The sequence below is a fragment of the Streptomyces sp. NPDC045998 genome (assembly GCF_056430285.1).
This window is the reverse complement of the sequence record NZ_JBWKLJ010000011.1, coordinates 71,929-95,938: the sequence shown is the minus strand read 5'-3', so window position 1 is coordinate 95,938 and position 24,010 is coordinate 71,929. Positions and strand designations below refer to the sequence as shown.

The window sequence follows — 24,010 nt, the reverse complement described above, 5'->3', positions numbered from 1 at the left end:
ATGCCCTCACCCAGCCCAGCCGCCACCACCACGACCCGCCCCCTCCACCCCGATCACCCCGAGCACCCCGTCCACCCGATCCGCCCCACCCGCCCCATCCGCCTCGGCGTCCACGGCTCCGTCCATCTGGCGTCGCGCATCGTGGCCGCCGCGGGCCACGCGCAGGCGCCGGTGGAGTACGTCCCGTACGACGTCGCCGCGCCCTTCGAGCCGCTGCGGGCCGGACGCATGGACATCATGATCGTCAAGTACGACCCGCTGCAGCCCGACATCGCCGTCAGCGCACCCGTCGGCTTCGACGCGCGGGCCGTCCTCGTGGGCGCCCACCACCCCCTGGCCGGCCGGGACTCCGTGTCGGTCGAGGAGGCCGCGGCGTACGAAGGCTTCGCCTGTCCCGGCGACTTCCCGCCCCACGTGTGGGACCTGGTGGTGCCGCCGCGAACGCCCCAGGGCCGTACGATCCGCCGCGTCCACTCCATGACGACGCTCGGCGCGCTGGCGGACCTGCTGCGGAGCACCCGCGCGATCCATGTGTCGTTCCTGTCCCTGGAAGCGGTCGTCCCGCCGGACATCCGCGTCGTCCCGGTGCACGACCTGCCGCCTTCGCCCGTGGCGTTCGCCTGGCTGCGGGGCGACGGACCACCCGAGCACGTACGGCGGTTCGTCACCGACGCGGAACGGGCGGCGGAACCGGCGACGGAACGCGAGACGGAGCGGGCGGCACGGCAGGCGTCACGGCAGGCATCGCCGGGACCGGCGGTGGAGCGGTGAGCGCCGTGCGGCGCGGCGCCGCGCTCCCGGTCGTCCTGCTCCACGCCCTGCCCCTCGACTCGTCCATGTGGGACGAGACGGCCCGGGCGCTGCGCGCCCGCGGCCATCAGGTCCTCGCCCCCGACCAGCGCGGTTTCGGCGCCTCACCGCCGACGGACGGGCCGCCCTCGCTCGACCGCGTGGCCGACGACCTGGCCCGGGAACTGGACCGGCGGGGCATCGGCGCCGCCGCCCTCGTCGGCTGCTCCATGGGCGGTTACGTGGCGATGGCCTTCCTGCGCCGCCATCCGCACCGCGTCCGCGCCCTGGCCCTGCTGGCGGCCCGGGCCACGGCCGACACCCCGGAGGCCGCGGCACAGCGCCGGCGGTTCGCCGGCCTGGTCCTCGACGACTCCGCGCGCGGCGGGCTCCTCGCGGCGACCACGCCCGCCCTGCTGGGCGCCACCACGCGCGCCGAGCGGCCCGGGCTCCTGGCGCGGGTGACCGACGGGGTGCGGGCGGCCCGGCCGCAGGCCGTCGCCTGGGCCCAACGGGCCATCGCGGCCCGCACCGACTCCACGGCCACCCTGAACGCGGCCGACGTGCCCGCCGCGGTCGTCATCGGCGCCGAGGACGAGCTGGTCTCCGTCGACGAGGCACGCCGGACGGCCATGGCACTGCCGCAGGGGCGGCTCGTCACTCTCCCCGGGGTCGGCCACCTCGCTCCCCTGGAAGCGCCGGAGGCGACCCTGGAGATCCTCACGGACCTGCTCGCCCACGCGGAGACCGCCGAGACCGCCGAAAGCGCCGAAAGCGCGGAGGCCGCGCAAGCCGCGCTAGCCGCGCAGGCGGCAAGGGCGGCGGCATGCTGACGGCGGACCACGCGGCGTGGGGATACACGACGTCCACCGGACTGGCGTTCACCCACGAGGAGATCGTGGACCCGCACTTCGACGCCTGTGCCGCGTACTACCGGGACGCCCTGCACGGCGTCGGCATCCGGCCCGGCTGGCACGTGCTGGACGCGGGCTGCGGCAGCGGCGCGTTCCTGCCCCTGATCGCGGAACTCGTCGGCGCGGAGGGCAGGATCTCGGCCCTCGACCTCGCCCGGGAGAGCGCGGAACTCGCCGCCGCACGCATGCGGGACCACCCCGCTCACGAGCGGCTGGACGTGCGGCAGGGCAGCGTCCTCGACCTGCCGTACGCGGACGGCACGTTCGACGCCGTCTGGTGCGCGAACACGACGCAGTACCTCGACGACGGGGAACTGGCGCGCGCCCTGGCGGAGCTGCGCCGGGTGACCAGGCCCGGAGGGCTGGTCGCCGTCAAGGACGTGGACGGCTCCCTGAGCACCGTACGCCCGGCCGACCCCTTCCTGATCACCGACTTCTTCCGCGCGTCCGCCGCCTCCCCGGGGTACGCCCGCCAGCTGCTCCGGGGCCGCGACCTGTACCGCCGGCTGCGCGCTGCCGGGCTGACGTCGGTACGGCAGCGCACGATCCTCATGGAGCACCACGCGCCCCTGACCCCCTCCGCCCTCCGGTTCTACGCGAACGCGTGCGCGCGCTTCGCCCGGCAGGCGACGCGCGAGGGCATCCCGGGCGACTGGGCGCCTTTCCTCGACCCCGACGATCCGGCCGGGCCGTTGCGCGCCCCGGACGGCTACATCAGCGAGGGCAACGTCATCGCGGTCGGAACGGCGTGAGCGGGGCCTCGGCCCCACCCACGGACCAGAAAAACGGGCAACGACGGACGACGAACCACGACGGACAGCAGCGAACAACGATGGATGGAGACACCATGAACGCATCACACGGGCAGGCCGAGATGTCGCGTCGCGCCACCCTCACCGGCGGCGCTCTCGTCGGGATCGGCCTCGCCGAGGGCTTGTTCACCGCGACACCGGCCGCTGCCGCGACACCGGCCGCGGCCCCGGCCTCGGCCGCATCCGCGACCGCCGCGGGCTCCGCCGCCACGGCGGCGTCCGACCCGAACTCCCGCTACGCGCGGGGCCTGGCCGTCCTGCGGGAGACGTCGGGCGAGCGCGGAGCGGCCGTGGTCGAGTCGCTGAAGGACATCGCCCCCGACCTCGGCCGCTTCGTCGTCGAGTTCGCCTACGGCGACATCTACACCCGGCCGGGGCTCGACCTGCGCGAGCGGGAGCTCGTGACGATCGGAGCGCTGACCGCCCAGGGGGACACCGCCCCCCAGCTGAACTTCCACATCGACGCGGCGCTGCACGTCGGCGTACGCCCCGCGGAGGTCATCGAGGCCCTGATCCACATCGTCCCCTTCATGGGGTTCCCCCGGGCGCTCAACGCGATCGGCGTCGCCAGGACGGTCTTCGCCGACCGGGGCGTCACCTTCGAGCCGCCGGTGATGAACGACGCGCGCAACCGCTACCGGCGCGGCGCCGACAAGCTCGTCGAGATCGACGGCCGCCACGGCCTGGAGGTCGTCGAGTCCCTCAAGGACATCGCCCCGGACCTGGGCCGGTTCATCGTCGAGTTCACGTTCGGCGACGTCTACCACCGCCCGTGGCTGTCGGCGAGGCGGCGCCAGCTGGTCACCGTCGCCGCCCTGACGGCCTTCGGTGACACCGCCCCCCAGCTGCGCGTGCACATCGGCGCCGCGCTGAACGTCGGCCTGAGCCCGGCGCAGGTCGTGGAGGCGCTGACGCACGTGGTGCCGTACGCCGGATTCCCCCGCGTGCTGAACGCCATCACGGTGGCCCGGGAGGTCTTCGAGAAGCGCGGCCCGTCGGCGCGGTGAACAGGCGGGCGCCCCGCCGTCCTCCGTGAAACGACCACCACCACCGAAGGGAACGCGGTCACCATGGGAACGGGCCCCACGGAAACGGACGTCACGGGAACGGACGTCACGGGAACGGACGTCACGGGAACGGACGTCACGGAAACGGACATCACGGTGGACTTCGGGGCGCTCGGTGAGGATTTCCTGCGGAATCCCCACCCGGTCTACGCCGGACTCCGCGCCCGGGGCCCGGTGCACCGGGTCCGGGTGCCCGAGGGCGCGGAGGCCTGGCTCGTCGTCGGCTACGAGGCGTGCCGGGCCGCCCTCACCGACCCCACCCTGTCCAAGTCCTGGCAGGACGCCTCGCCCGAACTGCCGCTGGCCAGGCTCTCCGCGGGCGAGAACCTGCTGAGTTCGAACCCGCCGGACCACACCCGGCTGCGGCGGCTCGTGGCGAGGGAGTTCACGCCCCGCCGCGTCGCGGCGCTCGCCCCGAGGGTACGGGCCGTAACCGGTGAGCTCCTCGACGCGATGCTCGCCCGGCCCTCCGGGGAGGCCGACCTCGTCGAGGCGCTCGCGTTCCCCCTGGCCATGGGCGTCATCTGTGAGCTCCTGGGTGTGCCCTCCCTCGACCGCGCCGCCTTCCGCGACTGGGCCGAACAGGCGCTGAGCAGCCCGGACCGCGGCACCAGGACGGCCGCCACGGCCGCGATGACCGACTACCTGGTCGGCATGGTGGACGCCATGCGCAGCCACCCCGGCGACGACCTGATGAGCGCCCTGATCCGTACGACGGACGAGGACGGCGGCCGCCTCTCCCCCGACGAACTCATCGGCATGGCCTGGCTGCTGCTCGTCACCGGCTTCGAGACCACCGTCAATCTCGTCTCCACGGGCGTCCTCGCCCTGCTGCGCCACCCCGGCCAACTCGCCGCGCTCCGCGCGGATCCCTCCCTCATGGACAACGCCGTCGAGGAGATGCTGCGTTACGACGGGCCGGTCGAGACCACCACCTACCGCTTCACCACCGCACCCGTCGAGATCGGCGGCGTGACGGTACCGGGAGGCGGCGAGTTGGTGCTGGTCGCGCTGGCCGACGCCGACCGGGACCCCGCGCGCTTCCCCGCTCCGGAGCGCTTCGACATCCGGCGCCCGGCGGGCGGCCATCTCGCCTTCGGTCACGGCATCCACTACTGCCTGGGAGCCCCGCTGGCCCGGCTGCAAGCCCGTACGGCCATCGGCGCGCTGCTGGAGCGCTGCCCCGCGCTGTCCCTGAACGCCGAGCCCGCGTCGCTGCCCTGGCGTGCGGGTCTCCTCATCCGGGGCCCCCGGCGCCTGCCCGTCCGCTGGCTTCCCGACGCCGGCGGCCCATGTGAAATCTTCACCTCCGGCTGGTGATCGTGGCACTGTCAGCGATCCCCCGGAACCCCGCAGAATCGTCGGTGAACGGAACGGACCGAGCTCCGACCGACGACGACAGAGGGAACGCACACCGCCATGAACAGCATGTCCGCCAGTGCGCGTACCGGTTCCACCGCATCCACCACGGCCCCCGCCCGCTCCTCGCGGCCGGGGCTCGTGATCGAACACCTCGATGCCCTGCCCGACACCTCGTACGTGCTCTTCACGGTCTGCAGCGCGACGCGGGCCACGGCCTCGGCGACCCCGCTCGTCGAACGGCTGGAGGCGTGAGCACTGCCGAACGCGAGCGGCCGACGGTGCCGCCCACGGCCGCACCCACGGCCCCGTCCACGGCCGCGCCCGCGACGCCGGCCGCCGCTGACGGCCCGCTGGTGGGCTTCAAGGCCCACCTGCGCCCGACGGTCGTACCCGGTGACGCCGCCTACCTGGTGTCCCGGCGCGGGGTGACCGCCCTGAACGGGAGCGAGGCCGAGGTCCTCGTACCGCTGCTCGACGGCACCCGCACCGTCGGGGCGGTCCGGCGGGAGGCGTCACGGGTCCTGGGCGCCCGGGACACCGAGGCGGCCCTCCGTGCCCTGGCCGACGCCGGGTTGATCCGCTGCACCGACCCGGCGGCTGGAGCGGCCGCCCAGGCGTCGGCCCCCCGCGGCACCGAGGCGGAGGCGTACTGGGACCTGGCCGGGCTGGACGGTGGCCTGGCCGCCGCCGAGCTGTCCCGGGCGTCCGTCGCGATCGAGGCCCTCCCGGGCCTGGACCCGGCGCCGGTGGCCGATGCCTGCCGCGCGTCCGGTGTCGCGGTCACCGCGGACCCGCGCACCGCCGGCCTGGTCCTCGTCCTGTGCGACGACTACCTGGCGCCGGAGCTGGCTTCCGTGGACGCCCGCCACCGCGCCGCCGGCCGGCCGTGGCTGCCGGTCAGGCTGTGCGGGACGGACCCCTGGGTCGGCCCGTTCTTCCAGCCGGGCCGCGACGGCTCCGGCCCGTGCTGGCACTGCCTGGCCGAACGGCTGCGCGGCCACCGCCACTCCGAGGTGCCGGTCCGGCGCGCGCTCGGCCTGGACGGTCCCGTGCCCCGGCCGCCCGCCGGACTGGCGGCCGGGACGGCCCTCGCCGTGCACCTCGCCGTCCTGGAGGCCGCGAAGTGGCTGGCCGGGCTGCGCGAGCCCGCGCAGGGGCACGTCCACACCTTCGACACGCTGCGGCTCCGCATCACCGGCCACCCGGTGAGCCGGCTCCCGCAGTGCGCGGCCTGCGGCGATCCCGGCCTGGTGGCCCGCCGGACGGAGGCGCCCTTCGTCCCCGCGTCGCGCCCCAAGGCCGCCGCGACCGGGGGCGGGGACCGCGCCCTGACCCCGGCGCAGGTGCTGCGGGCGTACGGGCACCTCGTGGGCCCGGTGACCGGCGTCGTCAAGGAGATCCGGAAGGCGTCCGGCACCCCCGACGTCACCCACGCCTACACCTCCGGGCACAACCTGGCCATGGAGTCCGCGTCCTTCGCCGGCCTCAGCTCCGGACTGCGGGCGCTCAGCGGCGGGAAGGGCGGCACCGACGAGGAGGCGCGCGCCGGCGCGCTGTGCGAGGCGGTCGAGCGCTACAGCGGTACGCGGCACGGCGACGAACCGACGGTCCGGGACTCCCTGCGCGGCCTGGGCGCGTCCGCCGTACACCCCAACGCCGTGCAGCTCTACGGCCGCCGCCAGTACGCGGAGCGGGAGCGGTGGAACGCGCGGCACTCCCGCTTCCACTACGTCTCCGCGCCGTTCGACGAGACGCGTCCCGTCGACTGGACCCCGGTGTGGTCGCTCACCGGGAACGTCCGGCGCCTGCTCCCCACGTCCCTGCTGTACTTCGCCCGGGGCGAGGTCCGCGACGGCCTGTGGGCCGACTCCAACGGCAACGCGGCGGGCAGCAGCCCCGAGGACGCGCTGGTGCAGGGCTTCCTGGAGCTGGTGGAGCGGGACGCGGTGGCCCTGTGGTGGTACAACCGCACCCGTCAGCCCGGGGTGGACCTCGCGGCCTTCGACGAGGAGTGGACCGATCGGTTCCGACACGGGCTGCGCCGGGAGAACCGGGAGGTGTGGGCGCTCGACCTCACCTCGGACCTGGGCATCCCGGTGATCGCGGCGCTGTCCCGGCGTACCGACAAGCCGGGCGAGGACGTGGTCTTCGGTTTCGGCGCGCACTTCGACCCGCGGGTGGCGCTGCGCCGGGCGCTGTCGGAGATGGGGCAGCTGCTGCCCGCGGTCCGCGACGTACGGCCGGACGGCACGGGTTACCGGATCACCGACGCGGAGCCGCTGTCCTGGTGGCGGGAGGCGACGCTCGCCAACCAGCCATACCTGGTGGCGGATCCGGGGGTGGCGCCCCGGGGACCGGACCACTGGCCGTCGGTCCGCAACGAGGACCTGCTCGACGACGTCCACCTGATCACGGAGCTGGTCCGGCGCAAGGGGATGGAGCTGCTGGTCCTGGACCAGACCCGGCCGGACCTGGGGCTGCCGGTGGTGAAGGTCGTCGTGCCGGGACTGCGCCACTTCTGGCCGCGGTTCGCGCCCGGCCGGCTGTTCGACGTGCCCGTGGAGCTGGGCCGGCTGGCCGAGCCCACACCGTACGAACGGCTCAACCCCATCCCCCTGTTCGTGTGAGCCATCGAACCTGAGCACCCCCCACGTTCCTCGCCTATGCTCGAAGGCGGTCGCAACACAGACACGCCGAGGGGGAATTGACATGCCGGGCCGCCTCACGCCCCCGACCGCAGCGTCGGAGGCGGTCCGGGTCGAGGGGATCCTGCGACGGAGCCGGGACTTACCCGCGCCCCGGATGGCCCAGGTCATCGTGCTCGTCGCCATCCTCTGCTACGTCGGCATCACCACCCTGAACATCCTCAGCGCCGGAGTCGAGGGCCCCGCCCTGGCAGCCGCCATGACCTGCCTGGGCGCCGTCTTCACGCTCCAGCTCCTGCACTGCCGGCCCGGCTCGCGGCGCGCCCCCCTCCCCCGCAGGATGCTGACCCTGGGCGTCCAGGCGGCCTTCACCTACCTGCCGCTGATCGCGCTCAAGTCGCAGTGGGGCGCGATGGCGGGGTTCCTCGCAGGCTCCCTGCTGCTGCTCCTTCCCCCGCGCCCGGGCTGGATCCTGTACGGGTGCGTGGGCCTCAGCATGCTGGTGCCCCCGCTCCTGGAGGGGCGGCCGGCGCTCGACAGCGTCTACCTGGCCCAGACCACCCTGCTCACCGGGCTCGTCACCTACGGGCTGACCCGGCTGTCGGAGCTGGTCCGCGTGCTGCACGAGAGCCGGGCCGAGCTCACCCGTGCCGCGGTCACCCGCGAACGCCTCCGCTTCGCGCGCGACCTGCACGACCTCCTGGGGTACAGCCTGTCCGCGATCCAGCTGAAGGGCGAGCTCATCTGCCGCCTGCTGCCGGCCCATCCGGACAAGGCCAAGAAGGAGATCCACGACGTGCTGGGCATCTCCCGGCAGTCGCTGGCCGACGTACGGCGGGTGGCCAGCGGGTACTGGCACATGTCGCTGGAGGAGGAGATCCTCTCGGCGCGGTCGGTGCTGAGCGCCGCCAAGATCGAAGCGGTGACCGACATCCGCGTGGAGGAGGTCAGCCCTCCCGTGGCCACGGTGCTGGCCACGGTGCTGAGGGAGGCCGTCACCAACGTGCTGCGCCACAGCCAGGCGGCGCGCTGCGAGATCACCGCCGTCGAGGAGGACGGCCTGGTGACCCTGTCGGTCACCAACGACGGCGTCACCGAGGGGTACCGCGACGGCTCACCGCACAGCGGCAGCGGCCTGGGCAACCTCGGCCTGCGCCTTCGGGCGGTGGGCGGGGAGCTGCGGGTCGAGCAGGAGTCCGGCCGGGTGTTCCGGCTGGTCGCACGGGTCCCCGCCGACGGGGACGTCGACCCCGACCCCGACCTCGACCCCGACGAGCCGGCGGAGGACGGACGGACCCGGCTGCTCGCGTGAACTGACGGTCCGCCAGCCCGGCCCGGCTCCGGTCCGGACCGGGTTGGTATATTCGAGGGAACCAGATCGACCCGCGTGGACGGGGGGCACCACGGTGATCAGGATCCTGTTAGCCGAAGACATGAACATGGTGCGCGGTGCACTCGTCGCCCTCCTCGAGCTGGAGGACGACCTGGAGGTCGTCAGCGAGCTGGAACGCGGGGACGAGATCCTCGCCGCCGCCCTCGACGTCCGGCCGGACATCGCGGTCATCGACATAGACCTCCCCGGGCTCGACGGCCTGAGCGCCGCCGTCCAGATCCACGAGCACCTCCCGGAATGCCGGACGCTGATGCTCACCAGCCTCGGCCGCCCCGGCACCCTGCGCCGCGCCCTGGCGGCCCAGGTCTCGGGCTACCTCCTCAAGGACGACTCCCCCAAGGAACTGGCCAGCGCCATCCGCCGCGTGGTGGCCGGGCAGCGGGTCATCGACCCCAAGCTGGCCGTGGCCGCGTGGAACGGCCTCGAGAACCCCCTGACCGACCGCGAGACCGAGGTGCTGCGCATCGCCGCCCAGGGCTCGGAGGCCGCCGAGATCGCCGGACAGCTGCATCTGTCCACCGGGACCGTACGGAACTACCTGACGACCGTCGTGATGAAGCTGAAGGCGCGCAACCGGGTCGACGCCATCCGCATCGCCCGCGAGGCGGGCTGGCTGGTCTAGGGCCTGCCGCCGTACGGGCCCTGCTCAGCCCGCCGCGGCGAGGACCAGCGGAAGCACCCGCTCGCAGCCGGCCCGGCGCAGCAGGCGGGCGGCGACGGCGAGGGTCCAGCCGGAATCGGTGTAGTCGTCCACGAGCACGACCGGCCCCGGAGAGCGCTGCAGGGCCTCGGCGAGCTCCTCGGAGACGGCGAAGGCACCGGAGAGCGCCCGCAGGCGCTGTGCGGAGTTGCTGCGGCGCACCGTGTGCTCGCCGCCCGGTCCGGTGTACGTCAGGGTGCCGAGGTACGGGAGGCGGCCGATGGCCGCGATGCCCTCGGCGAGGGAGCCGACCAGCCGCGGGCGGGTGAGGGACGGTACGGCCACGATCCCCACCGGCCGGGCGGTGGCGTCCGGGACGTTCGGCGCCCAGCCGCCCGGCGAGCGCGCCCAGTCGGCGAGGACGGCCACGGCGGCCCGCAGGACGTCGTCAGGGACCGGGCCGTCGGGCGCGTTCTCGGCGAGCAGCGGGCGCAGCCGGTTGCCCCAGCCGATGTCCGAGAGCCGCCCCAGGGCGCGCCCGGGGGAGCACTGCTCACCGGCCGGGATGCGCCCCTTGAGGTCGATGCCCAGGGCGGGCATCCCCGTCGGCCACATCCGGCGCGGCTCGATCTCCACGCCCGGACGCTCCAGCTCCTTCGCCGCCCCCGTCAGCGCCTCCGCCGAGACGGCGGAGTCCAGCCAGGAGCCCGCGCAGTTGTCGCAGCGGCCGCAGGGAGCCGCGTCCTCGTCGTCCAGCTGACGGCGCAGGAACTCCATCCGGCACGCGGACGTGCTGACGTAGTCGCGCATGGCCTGCTGCTCGGCCGCCCGCTGCCGCGCCACCCACGCGTACCGCTCCGTGTCGTACACCCACGGCTGCCCGGTGGCCTCCCAGCCGCCCTTGACCCGCTTGACGGCCCCGTCCACGTCGAGGACCTTGAGCATCGTCTCCAGCCGGGTGCGCCGCAGGTCCACCACCGCCTCCAGGGCCGGCACGGACAGCGGCCGCCCCGCCTCGGCGAGCGCCGCCAGGGTCTGGCGTACCTGCGCCTCGGGCGGGAAGGCCGTGTCGGCGAAGTAGCGCCAGATCGCCTGGTCCTCCTTGCCCGGCAGCATCAGCACATCGGCGTGCTCCACGCCGCGTCCGGCCCGGCCGACCTGCTGGTAGTACGCGATCGGTGAGGACGGCGCTCCGAGGTGGACGACGAAGCCCAGGTCCGGCTTGTCGAAGCCCATGCCGAGGGCGGAGGTGGCGACGAGCGCCTTGACCCGGTTCTCCTGGAGGTCGGTCTCGGCCTGCAGCCGGTCGGCGTTCTCCGTACGCCCGGTGTAGGGGGCCACCCGGAAGCCGCGCTGCCGCAGGAAGGCGGTGGCCTCCTCGGCCGCGGCGACGGTCAGGGTGTAGATGATCCCGGAGCCCGGCAGAGCGTCCAGGTGCTCGGCGAGCCAGGCCAGGCGGTGCGCGGCGTCGGGCAGCTGGACGACACCCAGCCGCAGGCTCTCCCGCTCCAGCGAGCCGCGCAGCACCAGGGCCTCCCCGGCGCCGGTGCCCAGCTGGTCCGCCACGTCGGCCGTCACGCGCGCGTTCGCGGTGGCGGTGGTGGCGAGCACCGGCACCCCGGGGGCGAGGTCGGCGAGCATGGCCCGCAGCCTGCGGTAGTCGGGCCGGAAGTCGTGGCCCCAGTCGGAAATGCAGTGCGCCTCGTCGACCACGAGCAGACCGGTCGAGGCCGCGAGCTTGGGCAGCACCTGCTCGCGGAAGTCCACGGAGTTGAGGCGCTCCGGGCTGACGAGGAGGACGTCGGTCTCGCCGCGCTCGACCTCCTCGTAGATGGCGCCCCACTCCTCCGGATTGGCCGAGTTGATCGTCCGCGCCCGGATGCCGGCCCGCGCCGCCGACTCGACCTGGTTGCGCATCAGCGCCAGCAGCGGCGAGACGATCACCGTCGGGCCGGAGCCGCGCCGGCGCAGCAGGGCGGTGGCCACGAAGTACACCGCCGACTTCCCCCAGCCGGTGCGCTGCACCACCAGCGCGCGCCGGCGCTCCCGCACCAGGGCGGCCACGGCCTGCCACTGGTCCTCCCGGAGCCGTGCCGACCCCTCCGAGGCGCCGACCAGCTCGGCGAGGATGGCATCGGCTTCGGCGCGGAGCTCCTGGGTGTCCATGCCTCCATGCAACCCGATGGCGAGGCCCGGCGGCCACTTCACGCTGCGTGACGAGTGACGGACACCCGGACACCGGGAGGGCGACGGAGGGGGTGTTTCCGCTGGTCCTGGCTGTTCGGCGGTGAACTGACGCGTCATCGGGGGATCAACTGGGCAGGATATGAGTGTCATACCGGCCCATACCAGACGGTGGTCTCAATTGCTCGTTGCCGCTTGACCGTTGCGCCCGCAAGAATTGGAATCCGCCCCCCGCACGGCTCGTCGCGGTTCGGAGGGGTCGCAGGGCTGTGCCGCGGTGCGCCCTCACTCACCCTGCCCGCACTGTGGGCGCGTATGCGAAGGGAGGACCGTGACCTTCGGATTCGCTCCGTCCGCTGCCACCTCGCTCACCGCCCCGGCCGACTCCCCCAGCCGCCTCGCCCGCATGCTCGAACCCGCCGAGTGGGCCGCTGCGGGTATTCCGCTGCTGCGCAACCCGCGCGAGGTCGTCAGCGGCCTGCACGCCCGCCACCGGCCGGTGCCGGCGACCGCCGTGGTCGCCGTCCTCGATCACGAGGAACGGCTCACCGCCAGCGCCTCGTTCACCCGCCGCCCGGTTCCCGCGGACGGCTGGGAGTTCCGCAACGCCCTCCTCGCGCACCTGCGCCGGGTCATCCCGCACGACCTGCGGCGCCGCACCCCGGTGCGGACGGCCGTCCTGCTCTACTGCCGCGAGGGCGACGAGCGCTGGACGGAGGAGGACGGCGCCTGGATGTGGGGCCTGCGGGACGCGTGCACGCTGCACGGCCTGCGCTGCGGCGCGTACATCACGCTCACCAGGAGTGGCTGGCACGTGCTGGGCGAGGGCCGCGGGGGCAGGCGCCCGCACTCCCAGTCGGCCCCTGGTGACCTCGCCGACAGCTCGGCTGACGAGGAGCACCCGATGCCGCGCACGGCCGGCGGCGCGGCGGAACCCCTGCGCCGTACGGCAGCGCGCTAGCCGTACCGGCGCCGCGCGGGTGCCGACACCCCGCGCATACCGGCACGCGCAGGTGGCGGCGCCGTGCGAGTGCCGGCCCCGGGCCTGCCGCCACGGGCAGGCCCTCGGCCGTGGGCGCCGCGTCCGCGTCCGCCGGGGCGGGACCACGCGGGCGCGGGGCCGTGGGCGTACGCCGGGGCGTCAGACCGCCGCGCCCAGCACGGAGTTGACGCGCTGCGGGTCGCCGCAGACGATCAGCAGCGCACCCGCGCGCTTCCGCGCGGCGGGCAGCGCCCGGGCGACGAGCTCGTCGTCGTCGCCGTTGACCGCGACGACCACCACGGGCCGCTCGGCGGCGCGCTCCACGGCGGCCGCGTCCGCGAAGAACACGTCGTCGCGGGCGTCGTGCTGGGCCCAGTAGGCGGCGTCGCCGAAGGACAGCTCGTGCGTCGCCCACGGGTGCGGCTCACCGGTCGTGAGCACCAGGATGTCGCCTGGCGCCCGCCCGGTCTCCAGCAGCAGGTCCACGGCCTCCTCGGCGGCGTCGAGCGCGCCGGCCGCCGGGGCGGGGATCAGCTGGATCTGCGGCTGCGCCGACGACGCGGAACGATTCTCCTGCCCGCTCACGGAGGAGGGGGACGGCGACGACGCGGCGGACGAGGACGCGGAGGTCGGACGCGGCACCGGAGGCGTGGGCCGGGCCGGGGCGGGACCCGGACGACCGGGTCGCGGTGAGGCCGCGGTACGCGGACCGGGTACGGGTCGGGGGGTCGGCGCGGGGCGGCCGGCGGCCGGAGTGGCGCGGGGACCCTGGGCACTCTCGTGAATCTGAGGCTCCTCGGGGATGAGAGGCATGAATGGATGTCTATCAAACGCCGGTGCGAGTGACACCGGCGGGTGGCGTATACACGCGCCCGCGCTGTTCGGCGGGGCGCCGTGGACGGTCGGTCAGAAGTCGAAGCCCAGCTGGCCCCCGCTTTCCAGGGCGGCGGTCTCCGCCGGGACACGGACCTTCTTGAGGTGCCGCCACTGCGGCAGCGCGTCCAGGTACGCCCAGGTCATGCGGTGGTGGGGCGTGGGCCCCCACTCCCGCAGGGCCGCCTTGTGGACCGGCGACGGATACCCGGCGTTGGCGGCGAACTCGAACGCCGCGTACCGCCCGGAGTCGGCCTCCAGTTCGGCCATCATCGCGTCCCGCCGCACCTTGGCGATCACCGAGGCCGCCGCGACCGCGACACAGGACTGGTCCCCCTTGATCACCGTACGGACCCGCCAGGGCTGCCCGAGGTAGTCGTGCTTGCCGTCCAGGATCACCGCGTCGGGCCGCACGGGCAGCCCGTCCAGGGCGCGTACGGCGGCGAGCCGCAGCGCCGCGGTCATCCCGAGCTCGTCGATCTCCTCCGGGGAGGCGTGACCGAGCGCGTACGAGGTGACCCACTTCTCCAGCTCCGCGGCCAGTTCGCCGCGGCGCTTGGGGGTGATGAGCTTGGAGTCGGTGAGGCCGACGGGGGGTCGTCGCAGGCCGGTGACGGCCGCGCAGACGGTGACGGGCCCGGCCCACGCCCCGCGTCCGACCTCGTCGACTCCGGCAATGATCTTGGCGCCGGTTGTCGCCCGGATCGAGCGCTCGACGGTGTGGGTGGGTGGTTCGTACGGCATGGCGCCAGATAGGTTACGCCGCCCGCCCCCGCCCGCAACACCCGGATTGCGATCAGACGATCCGCGGCTTCGGCGTCGGCCTCCAGCCGTTCACTGGCGCACACCTGCGACCGCCGCACCACCGTGGCCGGAATTCCTCGATTCCGCGGTGCGAGAGCTGCTGGACGAGGCGAGCGGAGGGGTGGAATCACGCCAGGGGGCGTGACGTCATCGACGCCCTCCGCGACGATGCTGTCGCATTCGTGAACCACTCACCACGCCGGCGCCACTTCTGCTCAACCGCCATGTGGAACGTACGGATCCGCCCCTCCGTACCCGCCTTCGCCGCCGGACTCCTCCTGGAAGCCGTCGCGCCAGGGCGTACAGAGGTAGCCCTCCGTCGAGACGCCGCGCTCGGCGAGGATGTCCCGGGCCCGCCGCTCGCTCCAACTGGTCGCGTACCAGGGGGTCCCCGGCCCTTCCAGTTCCGCCTCGATGTCGGCGAGCGCACAGGAGCGCAGGGGTTCGGGCAACCGGTCGAGGGCGGGTACGGCGTCCGCGGACAGCCCGTCCAGGTAGCCGATGTCGATCTGCTGCGTGCGCTCGTAGCGCCGGACGTTCTGCTCCGCCACCAGCGCGTCCGGCGACATCAGCCCGAAGGCGAGCACCCCCACGGCGGCGCTGGCGGCGACGGCGCGGGGCAGCGGCAGGCGACGCGCGCCGAGGACGCCCGCGGCCATGATCAGTACGATGACGACGCCCAGCCACAGCTCCATGGCGGCCACCGAGATCCTCAGCCGCGTCAGCCCGTACGCGTCGACGTAGAGGTCCATGCGGCGCAGGGCGGACGCGACCACGACGAGGGTGAGCAGGCACAGGGTGCCCAGCACGCCCCGGACCAGGGTGCGGTCGCGGGCGCCGCCGCGCGGTGCCCAGCGCAGCGCGAGCCCGATCACCGCGAGCGTGAGCAGGGTGGCCCACAACAGTTGCCAGAAGCCCTGGCGCGCGTACTCGGCGCGGGACAGGCCAGTCTCGTCGAACACCCTCTCGTACCCGCCGAGGAGGACGGCGAGCTGAACGGCGTTGAAGGCGGCGAACAGCAGATTGAGCACGATCAGCGGAAGTGCCCATTCCAGGCGGCCGTGCGGCCGGCCGGGACGGCCCTTCAGACGGTCCCAGCGCAGCGGCGCGGCGGCCGTCCGCGCGGCGGCGAGCGCCCCCAGGAGGCCGACCGCGAAGGAGAGGACCCGCAGGGGCACGTCGGCCACCGAGTCCACGTCCGGCATCAGCGCGCCGAGCAGATCGGCGAAGGCCGCGTCGGCTCCGGCGAACAACGCCCCGAAGACGACCAGGAGTCCCACCGCCACCGCGGTCGTCCGCAGCACGACCGCCGCGCGCCCCCGCGAACCGTCCACCATCTCGCGCAGCCCTCGCCCGGCCCAGCCGATGCCCGAGCCGACGGAGTCGAACAGCCCGATCGGCCCGAAGAGGACGGCCCGCCAGGTGCGGCCGCCGTGCAGCGCGAGGGAGGCGAGGCCCACGGCGCCGACGACGGCCAGGAAGGTGGGCCAGCCCGCGTCGTGCAGGGCGGGGACGGTGAGCAGGGCCAGGCCGCCGAGCCCCCAGACCAGCGTCCAGGGGCGGGCCCGGCGGCCGGCCGCCCGGGCGGCGGCGTACGCGGCGAGGGTGGCGGGTATCGCCACGAGGATCAGGTTGACGCCGAGCCCGTCGCCGAACAGCAGGGCGCTGAGCAGGCCCGTGGCGAGGACGCACCAGAGCGTGGCCGTCGGCACGGGCCCCGGCGCCTTGGGACGTATGCGGGTGAGCCAGGTCTCCGGCCGCGCCGCCGGGGGCCGCCGCCAGGGCTCGCTCCACGCACCGGGCGCGAACTGCGGTGCCGGGGCCTCCGCCCGCGCCCGGGGCGGAGGAGGCGGCGGCGAGGGTGAGGGCGACGGCGACGATGGCGATGCGGATGGCGTGTCTGTCACGGGGCCCCTCCCGGCCGGTCCGGCGCCGTCATGATCGACGCGACGGCGCGGCCGAAAGAGTAGCCCTGGAGGCGGCGCCCGCCACGGGCCGGTCTCGTGCTGTGGCAGGACCGTGACATACGTACGTACGCGTACGGGGGGGTGCGGCTCAGCGGGCCGGGCCCGTGGGCACCCAGCCCGGCAGCTCCTCCGTGCGCTCCAGCCACTGCGCGGGCGGCGCCCCGCCCTCCGCGGCGGCCACCACTCCCCCGGCGATGGCGCAGGTCGTGTCGACGTCGCCGCCCACCTGCGCGGTCGTCCAGAAGGCCCGTTCGAAGTCGCCCAGGGCGCGGGCCGCCGACCACAGCGCGAACGGCACCGTGTCGTGCGCGCTCGTACGCCGTCCGCATCCGAGCACCGCCGCGACGGTCCCGGGGTCGCCGTAGTCGAGCATGTCCCGGGCCCGGCGCAGGCCCGCGCCCACGGCGCTGCGCGGCACCAGCGCGACGACGCCGTCGAGGAGGTCCTCGGGCTTGGGCGGCCCGTCCGGAGCGGCGGCGAGGGCGGCGGCGGCTGCGACCGCCATGCAGCCCACCACGGCCTCGCGGTGCTGGTGCGTGGTGTACGAGGAGATCTCGGCCTGGTGCGTGGCCTGCTCCGGGTCGTCGGCGTACCAGGCGCCGAGCGGGGCGATGCGCATGGCGGCGCCGTTGCCCCACGAGCCCTGGCCCTTGAAGAGCCCGGCGGCGAGTTCCCGCCAGTCGCCGCCCTCCCGGATCAGCCGGAGCATGCGGCTGACGGCCCGGCCGTAGCCGCGGTCGACGTCGTGGTGCTCGGCGAAGGAGCGGGCGAGGGCGTCCTGGTCGATGCGGCCGTGCCCGGCGAGCACGGCCAGCACGGAGCAGGCCATCTCGGTGTCGTCGGTCCACTGCCAGGGGGCCGGCGGCAGCTCGCGCCGCTTCAGCAGGGGGTAGTGGGCGGGGACGAAGAACTGGGAGCCCAGGGCGTCTCCCACGGCCAGTCCGCGCAGGCTGGCGAGGGCGCGTTCGAAGCGCCGGTCGAGAGAGGAGTCAGCGGTCATCGCCCTGCCACTCTATCCGGTACGCCGTCACGCCCCGGGCGCACGCGAGCGCCGCGTACCGGCGCCGTCCCCGTCACACGGTCCAGGCGGCCTCCAGGTCGACGACGTCCCCGGTCAGCGCCGCCACGTCCGCCTCGATCTGCGCGCGCAGCGCGAGCCGCTCCACCCGCTCCGTGCGGTACTTGCCGTGCTCGGCCGCCGACCGCCACATCGACAGGACGAGGAACTCGTGGCCGGGCGCCTCCCCGAACAGCCCCCGCAGCATTCCGGGGGATCCGGCCATCGCCGGGTTCCACACCTTCTCCTGCATCAGCGCGAAGTGCTCGACCCGCTCCGCGCGGACCCTGCTGTGCGCGACCCGGACGACGTCGGCGTCCGTGAACCGCGGCTCGAACCCCGTCTTCACGTCGAAGCGGTAGTCGAACAGCTTCACCTGCATGCCCTTGTACGTGCCCGACTGCGCGGCCGCCAGCCGGTCGTACGAGCGCGCCATGAAGGAGTCGTAGAACGCACGGCTCTCCCAGAAGGCGAAGACGTGCGCGACGCCGGGCCGTGTCCGGCTCCATCCGCCGCCCTGCCCCCGGAATCCCGGCTCACCCAGCTGCCCCGCCCACTTCCGCTGTCCCCGCTCGAACCCACGACGGTCCACCACGGTGCAGCGAATCCACTTGACCAGCACCGCGCCATCGTACGGCGGGGCGCGGTGGCGTGGGTCACGCTCGGCGGACCCGGCCGACCCCGTTCGCGCCCGCCCCGGGCGACCGCTGTCCGCCGTCCGCCGGGGCGACGCGCGTGACACCATGTCAGCATGCCGAAGGGCCCGGGCAGCACGGGGCTTGGTCCGGGTCCGTACGAGAGAGGGGATTCCGGTGAACAGTGCCAACAAGGGAATCGACAAAGCCGAGATCACGCTCAAATGGGACCCGAGCCCCGCAGGCGCCCCCGACCGGGATCTCGACGTCATCGCCGCGGTCTACGGGGCGGACGATCCCTATGGCGAGCCGGCCTATCTGGTGCACTTCGGAAGCCGTTCCCCGGACGGCACCATCACGCTCCAGCGGGAAAGCCGCAACGGCCAGGGGTTCGGGGCCGACGAGGTGATGGTGCTGGAGCTGTACCGCCTCGCCGCGGCGTACGCGCGCGTGGTGGTCGGTGTGGCCATACAGCAGGGTGGCGGGCGGTGTGTGTTCGGCGATGTGGCCGGCACCCGGGTGGCGGTGCGGCAGGGCTACCAGGAGCTGGAGAGCCACGACTTCCGGGACGTACGGGAGGCGACCGCCGCGGTCGTCGCCGAGTTCGTGCGCGAGGACTCGGGCGGCTGGGAGTACCGCCGTGCGCTGCGCGGTTTCGACGCCGATCCGGAGTCCTTCACCGGACTGATGGGCGCCCGGCCGTCCTGACCCGCCGTCCTGACCCGGCCGTCCTGACGAAGCGGGAGGGAGGGGCACCGGCCCACGGCCGGCGCCCCTCCCTCCCTCAGGTCATGCCCTGGTTCAGCTGCAGCCGCTGGTGGAGCCGCAGCCCTCGCAGATGTAGCAGGAGCCGGCCCGCTGCATCTTCGTACCGCAGGAGAAGCAGAGCGGGGCGTCCGCGCTGATGCCCAGCTGCATCTCGACGAGCTCCGCCGAGGTGTGCGCCTGCTTCGGAGCCGGGACCTCCGCCTTCGTGGCGGTGGCGGCCACCGTCTTCGGCGCCTCCTGCTGGCGCGGGGCGGACTGGGCGAGGCCCTCGACGTCCACCTCGTCGTCCGCCGGCTCGTACGAGCCGGTCTCCAGGTGGCGCTGGCGCTCCTCGGCCGAGTGGATGCCGAGCGCCGAGCGGGTCTCGAAGGGCAGGAAGTCCAGCGCCAGGCGGCGGAAGATGTAGTCGACGATCGACTGCGCCATCCGCACGTCCGGGTCGTCCGTCATGCCGGCCGGCTCGAAGCGCATGTTGGTGAACTTCGAGACGTACGTCTCCAGCGGAACGCCGTACTGCAGACCCACCGAGACGGCGATGGAGAAGGCGTCCATCATGCCCGCGAGCGTCGAACCCTGCTTGGACATCTTCAGGAAGACCTCACCGAGACCGTCGTCCGGGTAGGAGTTGGCGGTCATGTAGCCCTCGGCGCCGCCCACCGTGAAGGAGGTGGTGATGCCGGGACGGCCCTTGGGGAGGCGCTTGCGGACCGGGCGGTACTCGACCACCTTCTCGACCGCGGCGCGGATCGTCTCCTCGGCCTTCTCGGTGACCTCGGTCTTCTCCTGCTCCTTCTTCTTGGCGGAGAGGGGCTGGCCGACCTTGCAGTTGTCGCGGTAGATCGCGAGCGCCTTGACGCCCATCTTCCACGCCTCGAAGTAGACCTCCTCGACGTCCTCGACGGTCGCCGTCTCCGGCAGGTTGACCGTCTTGGACAGGGCGCCGGAGATCCAGGGCTGGATCGCGGCCATCATCCGGACGTGGCCCATCGCGGAGATGGAGCGCTCGCCCATGGCGCAGTCGAAGACCTCGTAGTGCTCCTGCTTGAGGCCGGGGGCGTCGATCACATTGCCGTGCTCGGCGATGTGGGCGACGATCGCCTCGATCTGCTCCTCCTGGTAGCCCAGGCGGCGCAGGGCCTGCGGGACGGTGCCGTTGACGATCTGCATCGAGCCGCCGCCGACCAGCTTCTTGAACTTGACCAGGGCGAGGTCGGGCTCGAGGCCGGTGGTGTCGCAGGACATCGCCAGGCCGATGGTGCCGGTCGGGGCGATGACGGACGCCTGGGAGTTGCGGAAACCGTTCTTCTCGCCGAGGCGGAGGACGTCCTGCCAGGCCTCGGTCGCCGCGGCCCAGATCGGCGTGTCCAGGTCGTCCATGCGGACGGCCGTGGCGTTGGCGTCGGAGTGCTGCTTCATGACGCGCTTGTGCGGCTCGGCGTTGAGCGCGTAGCCGTCGTACGGGCCGACGACCGCGGCCAGCTCGGCGGAGCGGCGGTAGGAGGTGGCCGTCATCAGCGAGGTGATGGCACCGGCCAGCGCGCGGCCGCCGTCGGAGTCGTACGCGTGGCCCGTCGCCATCAGCAGGGCGCCGAGGTTGGCGTACCCGATGCCCAGCTGGCGGAAGGCGCGGGTGTTCTCGCCGATCTTCTGGGTCGGGAAGTCGGCGAAGCAGATGGAGATGTCCATCGCGGTGATGACGAGCTCGACGACCTTGGCGAAGCGCTCGGACTCGAAGGACTGGTTGCCCTTGCCGTCGTCCTTGAGGAACTTCATCAGGTTCAGCGAGGCCAGGTTGCACGAGGTGTTGTCCAGGTGCATGTACTCGCTGCAGGGGTTCGAGCCGTTGATCCGGCCGGACTCCGGGCAGGTGTGCCAGCGGTTGATCGTGTCGTCGTACTGGATGCCCGGGTCGGCGCAGGCCCAGGCGGCCTCGGCCATCTTGCGGAAGAGCGCCTTGGCGTCGACCTCCTCGATGACCTCGCCGGTCATGCGGGCGCGCAGGCCGAACTTGTCGCCGGACTCCACGGCCTTCATGAACGCGTCGTTCACGCGGACGGAGTTGTTGGCGTTCTGGTACTGGACGGACGTGATGTCGTCGCCGCCCAGGTCCATGTCGAAGCCCGCGTCGCGCAGGGCGCGGATCTTCTCCTCTTCCTTCACCTTGGTCTCGATGAAGTCCTCGATGTCGGGGTGGTCGACGTCGAGGATGACCATCTTGGCGGCGCGGCGGGTGGCGCCACCGGACTTGATCGTGCCGGCGGAGGCGTCGGCGCCGCGCATGAAGGAGACGGGGCCGGAGGCGTTGCCGCCGGAGGAGAGGAGCTCCTTGGAGGAGCGGATACGGGAGAGGTTCAGGCCGGCGCCGGAGCCGCCCTTGAAGATCATGCCCTCTTCCTTGTACCAGTCGAGGATCGACTCCATGGAGTCGTCGACGGACAGGATGAAGCAGGCGGAGACCTGCTGGGGCTGCGGCGTGCCGACGTTGAACCACACCGGGGAGTTGAAGCTGAAGATCTGGTGCAGGAGGGCGTAGGCGAGCTCGTGCTCGAAGATCTCGGCGTCGGCGGGCGTGGCGAAGTAGTTGTAGTCCTCACCGGCCTTCCGGTACGTCTTCACGATGCGGTCGATCAGCTGCTTGAGGCCGGTCTCGCGCTGCGGGGTGCCGACGGCTCCGCGGAAGTACTTGCTGGTGACGATGTTGACCGCGTTCACCGACCAGAAGTCGGGGAACTCGACGCCACGCTGCTCGAAATTGACCGAGCCGTCGCGCCAGTTGGTCATGACGACGTCACGACGCTCCCAGACCACCTCGTCGTACGGGTGCACGCCGGGGGTCGTGTGGATGCGCTCGATACGCAGGCCCTTGTTCACCTTGGCTCCCTTGGCGCGGGCGCCTCGTGCCGGGCCGCTCGTCGTCTCTGTCATGCCGCCTCCCATATGTGGGCAAAAACGCCCTGAAGTGCCCAGATCTTCCCGAGGCACAGTTTGTGTCTGGTGTCCCGAACGCCACGCACAGCGCTCGCGACAGGTCTTTTACCGATCACTGCCGACCACCGACGATCACTGGGGATCGCCGGACGGCTTCGATCAGTCGGCGGCGGTCGCGGGCACCGGGACCTCTGGGGTCACACCGGGCCCGCGCCCTTCCGCGGGTGGCCGCCCATCACGGAGCTCCGTGATGGCCGCCTCGAAGTCTTCGAGCGAGTCGAACGCCCGGTACACGGACGCGAAGCGCAGGTACGCGACGAGGTCGAGCTCCTGCAGCGGGCCGAGTATGGCCAGTCCGACGTCGTGAGTGGTCAGTTCCGCACTGCCCGTGGCGCGCACCGCCTCCTCGACCCGCTGGCCGAGCTGGGCGAGGGCGTCCTCCGTGACGGGCCGCCCCTGGCATGCCTTCCGTACGCCGTTGATGACCTTGGTACGGCTGAAGGGCTCGGTGACCCCACTGCGCTTGATCACCATCAGCGAGCACGTCTCCACCGTGGTGAAACGGCGGGAGCAGTCGGGGCACTGGCGGCGGCGCCGGATGGAGGTCCCGTCGTCGGTGGTGCGACTGTCGACGACACGGCTGTCGGGGTGCCTGCAGAAGGGGCAGTGCATGGCTCCCAACCCTCCTTCACAGCACGACTGAATAGCCTCGTCAGGCCCGTCGGGCCCCTCGAAGCAGCCATAAGCATAGGCGATCGCCCCACCCCCGGAAGACCGGGGGACCACAACACTTGGGCGGCCGAGGACATACAACCACTAGATCTAGGGTCTGGGCGGCCAAGCACCGCCAGCCGCGTGTCGCGGTTCGGACACGTTCCGCAGTAGTGCGAGGCCAGCGCGCCGCCGGGGTCGCCGGACCTGTTCGCGGGCATGGCTCGGGAGCCCCACGGGGGCGAGGACGAACGCGAAACGCCGGCGCGGCGGCCGAGGACGGCACACCCCCGCGGCGCACGGGGCGGGGCGGGGAGCGCGACGGCGGGGACGAGCCTACGGGACGGGCGCGGCGCCTCCGAAGCGGGGGCGGCGGATGACAGACTGGCCTCCGGCCACCCCCCGCCCCACCGGGCGACAGCGGCGGAGGCTACCGTAATGACCCGAATTGCCACCGCGCCCGAGGACTCCCCGGAAGTCCGGAAAGCGTCGCACATACACCTAGTCAGACGCACACGTAAGCCATTCCGCGATTTTTCACTCGAACGTGTGTTTGGCGCAACCTTTCGAAAGCCACTACCGTTGTCCGGCTAGGGAGAACATTCGAGAGGGGCCGACGTGACCACCACCGCAGACAGCGCCACCATCACCGCCCAAGAGCGCTCCCAGAGCCGACTTGAGCCGGTACACGCCATGAATGAAGCGACGACGAACGCGGAGGGCGCCAAGCCCCCCACGCGTTCCCTCCCCGGGCGACCTCCCGGCATCCGGGCGGACAGCTCGGGACTCACGGACCGGCAGCGCCGCGTCATCGAGGTGATCCGGGACTCCGTGCAGCGGCGCGGCTACCCGCCGTCCATGCGCGAGATCGGCCAGGCCGTCGGGCTCTCCAGCACCTCCTCCGTCGCCCACCAGCTGATGGCGCTGGAGCGCAAGGGATTCCTGCGCCGTGACCCCCACCGGCCGAGGGCGTACGAGGTCCGCGGCTCCGACCAGCCCAGCACCCAGCCGACGGACACGACCGGCAAGCCCGCCGCGTCCTACGTCCCGCTGGTCGGCCGGATCGCGGCCGGTGGCCCCATCCTGGCGGAGGAGTCGGTCGAGGACGTCTTCCCCCTGCCCCGCCAGCTCGTCGGCGACGGAGAGCTCTTCGTCCTGAAGGTCGTCGGCGACTCGATGATCGAGGCCGCCATCTGCGACGGCGACTGGGTGACCGTGCGCCGCCAGCCCGTCGCGGAGAACGGCGACATCGTGGCCGCCATGCTGGACGGCGAGGCCACCGTGAAGCGTTTCAAGCGCGAGGACGGCCACGTCTGGCTGCTCCCGCACAATGCGGCATACCAGCCGATCCCGGGCGACGAGGCTACGATCCTCGGCAAGGTGGTAGCGGTGCTGCGGCGGGTCTGACCCCTTCCCCGCCGACCCCTGACCGACCCCGGGACCCACTGCGCCAGTCCCGGGGTCCTCTCATGTCACCCG

20 protein-coding genes are annotated in these 24,010 nt (G+C 73.2%); 12 read left to right on the top strand and 8 right to left on the bottom strand.

Annotated features, from left to right (window positions below):
* The 9 genes from AC07FJ_RS28905 to AC07FJ_RS28865 all read left to right on the top strand — a co-directional run bounded on the left by AC07FJ_RS28905 (window position 1) and on the right by AC07FJ_RS28865 (window position 9,604).
* Window positions 1–771, top strand: a complete 771-nt coding sequence (locus AC07FJ_RS28905; RefSeq protein ID WP_479052194.1) for a LysR substrate-binding domain-containing protein — start codon at window positions 1–3, stop codon at window positions 769–771.
* Window positions 768–1,622 (top strand): alpha/beta fold hydrolase, encoded by an 855-nt coding sequence (locus AC07FJ_RS28900; RefSeq protein WP_479052193.1) that lies wholly within the window; start codon window positions 768–770, stop codon window positions 1,620–1,622. Before AC07FJ_RS28905 ends, AC07FJ_RS28900 begins: the two co-directional genes overlap by 4 nt.
* Window positions 1,616–2,455, top strand: a complete 840-nt coding sequence (locus AC07FJ_RS28895) for a methyltransferase domain-containing protein (RefSeq protein WP_479052192.1) — start codon at window positions 1,616–1,618, stop codon at window positions 2,453–2,455. Before AC07FJ_RS28900 ends, AC07FJ_RS28895 begins: the two co-directional genes overlap by 7 nt.
* Window positions 2,456–2,550: 95 nt before the next feature.
* The gene (locus AC07FJ_RS28890) at window positions 2,551–3,522 is read left to right on the top strand and encodes a carboxymuconolactone decarboxylase family protein (RefSeq protein WP_479052191.1); all 972 of its coding nucleotides are present in this window, start codon (window positions 2,551–2,553) and stop codon (window positions 3,520–3,522) included.
* A gap of 63 nt (window positions 3,523–3,585) precedes the next feature.
* A complete protein-coding gene (locus AC07FJ_RS28885; protein ID WP_479052190.1) occupies window positions 3,586–4,902 on the top strand; it encodes a cytochrome P450 family protein in 1,317 nt (438 codons plus the stop codon).
* A 99-nt stretch (window positions 4,903–5,001) separates the two neighbouring features.
* Window positions 5,002–5,196, top strand: coding sequence for a hypothetical protein (locus AC07FJ_RS28880; protein WP_479052189.1), 195 nt, complete (start codon window positions 5,002–5,004; stop codon window positions 5,194–5,196).
* 101 nt (window positions 5,197–5,297) lie between these two features.
* Entirely contained in the window at window positions 5,298–7,571 is a 2,274-nt protein-coding gene (locus tag AC07FJ_RS28875) for a TOMM precursor leader peptide-binding protein (RefSeq protein ID WP_479052286.1), read from the top strand.
* 175 nt (window positions 7,572–7,746) lie between these two features.
* Window positions 7,747–8,901, top strand: coding sequence for a sensor histidine kinase (locus tag AC07FJ_RS28870; protein WP_479052188.1), 1,155 nt, complete (start codon window positions 7,747–7,749; stop codon window positions 8,899–8,901).
* A 94-nt stretch (window positions 8,902–8,995) separates the two neighbouring features.
* Window positions 8,996–9,604, top strand: coding sequence for a response regulator transcription factor (locus AC07FJ_RS28865; protein ID WP_479052187.1), 609 nt, complete (start codon window positions 8,996–8,998; stop codon window positions 9,602–9,604).
* A gap of 24 nt (window positions 9,605–9,628) precedes the next feature.
* Here AC07FJ_RS28865 and AC07FJ_RS28860 read toward each other — a convergent pair whose 3' ends face one another.
* Window positions 9,629–11,788 (bottom strand): RecQ family ATP-dependent DNA helicase, encoded by a 2,160-nt coding sequence (locus tag AC07FJ_RS28860; RefSeq protein ID WP_479052186.1) that lies wholly within the window; start codon window positions 11,786–11,788, stop codon window positions 9,629–9,631.
* A gap of 349 nt (window positions 11,789–12,137) precedes the next feature.
* Between AC07FJ_RS28860 and AC07FJ_RS28855 the strand changes: the two genes are divergently transcribed.
* Window positions 12,138–12,767 carry a hypothetical protein gene (locus tag AC07FJ_RS28855; RefSeq protein ID WP_479052185.1) on the top strand — a complete coding sequence of 210 codons (630 nt, stop codon included), beginning with the start codon at window positions 12,138–12,140 and terminating at the stop codon, window positions 12,765–12,767.
* 180 nt (window positions 12,768–12,947) lie between these two features.
* Here the strand turns inward: AC07FJ_RS28855 and AC07FJ_RS28850 are convergent, their stop codons facing one another.
* The 5 genes from AC07FJ_RS28850 to AC07FJ_RS28830 form a co-directional block, all read right to left on the bottom strand.
* Window positions 12,948–13,601, bottom strand: a complete 654-nt coding sequence (locus AC07FJ_RS28850) for a hypothetical protein (RefSeq protein ID WP_479052184.1) — start codon at window positions 13,599–13,601, stop codon at window positions 12,948–12,950.
* Between the two features lie 93 nt (window positions 13,602–13,694).
* Window positions 13,695–14,405 carry a ribonuclease HII gene (locus tag AC07FJ_RS28845; RefSeq protein ID WP_479052183.1) on the bottom strand — a complete coding sequence of 237 codons (711 nt, stop codon included), beginning with the start codon at window positions 14,403–14,405 and terminating at the stop codon, window positions 13,695–13,697.
* 275 nt (window positions 14,406–14,680) lie between these two features.
* Window positions 14,681–16,372, bottom strand: a complete 1,692-nt coding sequence (locus tag AC07FJ_RS28840) for a DUF4153 domain-containing protein (protein ID WP_479052182.1) — start codon at window positions 16,370–16,372, stop codon at window positions 14,681–14,683.
* Window positions 16,373–16,520: 148 nt separating this feature from the next.
* A complete protein-coding gene (locus AC07FJ_RS28835; RefSeq protein ID WP_479052181.1) occupies window positions 16,521–17,432 on the bottom strand; it encodes an ADP-ribosylglycohydrolase family protein in 912 nt (303 codons plus the stop codon).
* A 73-nt stretch (window positions 17,433–17,505) separates the two neighbouring features.
* The gene (locus AC07FJ_RS28830) at window positions 17,506–18,111 is read right to left on the bottom strand and encodes a YdbC family protein (protein ID WP_361426994.1); all 606 of its coding nucleotides are present in this window, start codon (window positions 18,109–18,111) and stop codon (window positions 17,506–17,508) included.
* A 190-nt stretch (window positions 18,112–18,301) separates the two neighbouring features.
* Here AC07FJ_RS28830 and AC07FJ_RS28825 point away from each other — a divergent pair, with 190 nt between their 5' ends.
* Entirely contained in the window at window positions 18,302–18,832 is a 531-nt protein-coding gene (locus AC07FJ_RS28825) for a TerD family protein (protein WP_479052180.1), read from the top strand.
* Between the two features lie 93 nt (window positions 18,833–18,925).
* Here the strand turns inward: AC07FJ_RS28825 and AC07FJ_RS28820 are convergent, their stop codons facing one another.
* The gene (locus AC07FJ_RS28820) at window positions 18,926–21,817 is read right to left on the bottom strand and encodes a vitamin B12-dependent ribonucleotide reductase (protein WP_479052179.1); all 2,892 of its coding nucleotides are present in this window, start codon (window positions 21,815–21,817) and stop codon (window positions 18,926–18,928) included.
* 162 nt (window positions 21,818–21,979) lie between these two features.
* Complete coding sequence (gene nrdR / locus AC07FJ_RS28815) at window positions 21,980–22,492, bottom strand: transcriptional regulator NrdR (RefSeq protein ID WP_361426985.1); 513 nt, start codon at window positions 22,490–22,492, stop codon at window positions 21,980–21,982.
* Between the two features lie 657 nt (window positions 22,493–23,149).
* On the opposite strand from nrdR, the gene lexA reads away from it, so the two are divergent.
* On the top strand, window positions 23,150–23,938 hold the full coding sequence (gene lexA / locus AC07FJ_RS28810) for a transcriptional repressor LexA (protein ID WP_361426982.1): 789 nt from the start codon (window positions 23,150–23,152) through the stop codon (window positions 23,936–23,938).
* Window positions 23,939–24,010: the final 72 nt, after the last annotated feature.

Coding starts and splice junctions, on each gene's coding strand:
- AC07FJ_RS28905 (WP_479052194.1), top strand. CDS start 1: ATGCCCTCACCCAGCCCAGCCGCCACCACCACGACCCGCCCCCTCCAC.
- AC07FJ_RS28895 (WP_479052192.1), top strand. CDS start 1,616: ATGCTGACGGCGGACCACGCGGCGTGGGGATACACGACGTCCACCGGA.
- AC07FJ_RS28890 (WP_479052191.1), top strand. CDS start 2,551: ATGAACGCATCACACGGGCAGGCCGAGATGTCGCGTCGCGCCACCCTC.
- AC07FJ_RS28885 (WP_479052190.1), top strand. CDS start 3,586: ATGGGAACGGGCCCCACGGAAACGGACGTCACGGGAACGGACGTCACG.
- AC07FJ_RS28880 (WP_479052189.1), top strand. CDS start 5,002: ATGAACAGCATGTCCGCCAGTGCGCGTACCGGTTCCACCGCATCCACC.
- AC07FJ_RS28870 (WP_479052188.1), top strand. CDS start 7,747: ATGGCCCAGGTCATCGTGCTCGTCGCCATCCTCTGCTACGTCGGCATC.
- AC07FJ_RS28860 (WP_479052186.1), bottom strand. CDS start 11,788: ATGGACACCCAGGAGCTCCGCGCCGAAGCCGATGCCATCCTCGCCGAG.
- AC07FJ_RS28850 (WP_479052184.1), bottom strand. CDS start 13,601: ATGCCTCTCATCCCCGAGGAGCCTCAGATTCACGAGAGTGCCCAGGGT.
- AC07FJ_RS28845 (WP_479052183.1), bottom strand. CDS start 14,405: ATGCCGTACGAACCACCCACCCACACCGTCGAGCGCTCGATCCGGGCG.
- AC07FJ_RS28835 (WP_479052181.1), bottom strand. CDS start 17,432: ATGACCGCTGACTCCTCTCTCGACCGGCGCTTCGAACGCGCCCTCGCC.
- AC07FJ_RS28820 (WP_479052179.1), bottom strand. CDS start 21,817: ATGACAGAGACGACGAGCGGCCCGGCACGAGGCGCCCGCGCCAAGGGA.
- nrdR (WP_361426985.1), bottom strand. CDS start 22,492: ATGCACTGCCCCTTCTGCAGGCACCCCGACAGCCGTGTCGTCGACAGT.